The 2523-nt window shown below is 66.6% G+C and carries 3 protein-coding genes; all 3 read left to right on the top strand.

Annotation, left to right across the window (positions count from 1 at the left end; all coding sequences use genetic code 11):
* The first annotated feature begins 98 nt into the window (after positions 1-98).
* From tnpA to tnpC, 3 genes are read left to right on the top strand one after another with little or no spacing between them, the layout of a single operon-like run.
* Positions 99-467 carry an IS66-like element accessory protein TnpA gene (tnpA, locus tag ATO3_RS28290; RefSeq protein WP_007803373.1) on the top strand — a complete coding sequence of 123 codons (369 nt, stop codon included), beginning with the start codon at positions 99-101 and terminating at the stop codon, positions 465-467.
* Positions 464-811, top strand: coding sequence for an IS66 family insertion sequence element accessory protein TnpB (tnpB, locus tag ATO3_RS28295; RefSeq protein WP_040545958.1), 348 nt, complete (start codon positions 464-466; stop codon positions 809-811). The genes tnpA and tnpB overlap by 4 nt, the downstream gene beginning before the upstream one ends.
* Positions 812-871: 60 nt before the next feature.
* Positions 872-2497 carry an IS66 family transposase gene (gene tnpC, locus ATO3_RS28300; protein WP_007803542.1) on the top strand — a complete coding sequence of 542 codons (1626 nt, stop codon included), beginning with the start codon at positions 872-874 and terminating at the stop codon, positions 2495-2497.
* Positions 2498-2523: the final 26 nt, after the last annotated feature.

Genomic DNA, 2523 nt, shown 5'->3' on the forward strand with positions numbered 1-2523 from the left:
GTAACCGCCCGATTGAGGCCGCCTGCCTGACAGCGGGGTTCCGAGCTAAGACACGTGCATAACGACGTCCTTAACGACGTGTCTTATTTGGAGGGGCCATGCTGGGCGAGGTTCTGGGCGTTGAGCGGCGCCGGCGGTGGAGCGAAGACGAGAAGCTCGAGATCCTGTCGGAGGTCGATGTCGGCGGTGCGTCGGTGACGCAGGTGGCGCAGCGGCACGAGATCACGCGCTCCCAGATCTACGGCTGGCGGCGTGATCTGAAGAAGAAGGGCCTGTGGTCGCCGGATCGCGGGGCTGTTTTCCTGCCGGTGGATTTCAGCGCGGCGCCGACGGCAGCGAGCGTCCCCGCGCCAGCGCGATCCGTCATGGTCGAGCTGCGGCTGAGCAACGGGCGCTGCCTGAGGTTCGACAGCGGCATGGATGGAGAGACGCTGACCCGATTGATCCGGGCTGTGGAGGCGGCATGATCGGACCGGGAACGGGTGTTCGGGTCTACTTGGCCTGCGGAACCACCGACATGCGCAAGGGGATCGCCGGTTTGGCCGCGCTTGCCCAGGACGTCCTGCGCCAAAACCCAGCGAGCGGCGCGGTCTTCGCGTTCCGTGGACGCCGGGGAGATCGGCTGAAGCTTCTCTACTGGGACGGCCAGGGCTTCTGCCTCTACTACAAGGTCCTGGAACGGGGGCGCTTCCCGTGGCCCGTCGCCGGCGACGGCGCCGCAAGGCTGACCTCGGCGCAGCTGGCGATGCTCTGGGAAGGCATCGACTGGCGCCGCCCGGACTGGGGTGCGCCTCCCGCTCGGGTGAGCTGATACTTCTCTCAAACCCCTTGTTTTACTGGTTATGGACCGCACGGGATGGTAAGGTTCCGCATGTCCGAAGCCTCCTCCCTTCCGCCTGACGATCCTGCCAAGTTGCGCGCGATGATCGCCGCACTCGAGGCCGAGAACGCGGCCATGCGGGCCGAGACAACAAGGCTCACGGCCGTCTTGAAGGCACACGAAGCCCTCGTTCAGGCGCTCCAGATCCGGATCGCCAAGCTCCAGCGTCAGAAGTTCGGCGCGAGCTCGGAGAAAATCGAGCGCGAGATCGAACAACTGGAACTGGCCCTCGAGGCGCTGGAGGTCGCGGCTTCCGCCGCCCGGGAGCCCGAGGAGGAGCCGGAAGCAGAGCCCGCTGTCGCGGAACCTGCTCCCATGCGGCGCAAGCCGAAGGTCTCGGAGGCAACGCCCCGCGAGCGCATTGTGCTCGATCCCGGCGATGCCTGTCCCGCTTGCGGGGGCGAGCTGCGGCTCGTCGGTGAAGACATGAGCGAGATCCTCGAACTGATCAGCGCACGGCTGAAGGTGATCGAGACGGCGCGCCCGAAGAAGTCCTGCCGGAGATGCGAGAAGATCACCCAGACCCCGGCGCCTGCCCGCCCGATCCCGCGCAGCATGGCGGGACCGGGCCTTCTGGCGCACATCCTCGTCTCCAAGTTCGACGATCATCTTCCCTTGTATAGACAGAACGAGATCTTCGCCCGCATGGGCGCGGATATCCCGGCCTCGACGCTCGTCGACTGGTGCGGCCAGGGTGTGCGGGTGCTCTCTCCGCTCGTGGCGCGGATCAGGGCTGACGTGATGACCGCCGATCGCCTCCATGCCGATGACACCCCGGTGCGAGTGCTCGACCGCTCCAAGCGGCTCGAGGGACTGGGAAAGGGCGTGAAGGAGGGCCGGATCTGGACCTACCTCCGGGATGACCGGCCATGGGGCGGGACAGCGCCGCCCGGTGTCGCCTACTTCTTCTCACCGGATCGGAAGAGTGCGCATCCGCACCGCCATTTGGCCGAGTTCAGCGGCATCCTCCAGGCGGACGCCTATACCGGCTTCAAGGCGCTCTATGAGCCCGATGCCACCGGCGTGGTGCGCATCCGGGAGGCCGCCTGCTGGGCACACCTGCGCCGGGACTTCCACGATGTCTGGATCGGCACCAAGTCGGAGATCGCCCGGGAGGCGCTGGACCGTATCGGCGCGCTCTACGACATTGAACGCGAGATCACCGGCTGCTCCGCCGAAGAGCGGCGGCGCGTTAGGCAGACCCGCACGCGCCCTCTGGCGGAGGACTTCAAGGCGTGGTCGGAGGCCCAGCTCGGCCGGGTCTCCGGCAAGAGCGCACTGGCCAAAGCCTTCCGCTACGCGCTCCACCGCTGGCCCTCCTTCACGCTCTTCCTGGAGAACGGCCGCGTGGCCATCGACAACAACCCGGCCGAGCGTGCGATCAAGCCCGTGGTGATTGGTCGGAAGAATTGGCTCTTCGCCGGGGCCGATGCCGGGGGTGAAACTCTCGCGGAAGCCATGACGATCATCGAAAGCGCGAAGCTCAGCGGCCACGACCCCGAAGCCTATATGGCAGACATCCTGGCCCGCATCGGCGACCACAAGATCAACCGCCTCGACGAGCTGCTGCCGTGGAACTGGGTGCCGCAATCCAAAGAGGCGAAGGCCGTCGCTTGAGCTGTGGTCCTTACCGGCCGGTTACG

Origin of the sequence: Marinibacterium profundimaris (assembly GCF_002210095.1) — a bacterium.
In the GTDB taxonomy this organism is placed as follows: domain Bacteria; phylum Pseudomonadota; class Alphaproteobacteria; order Rhodobacterales; family Rhodobacteraceae; genus Marinibacterium; species Marinibacterium profundimaris.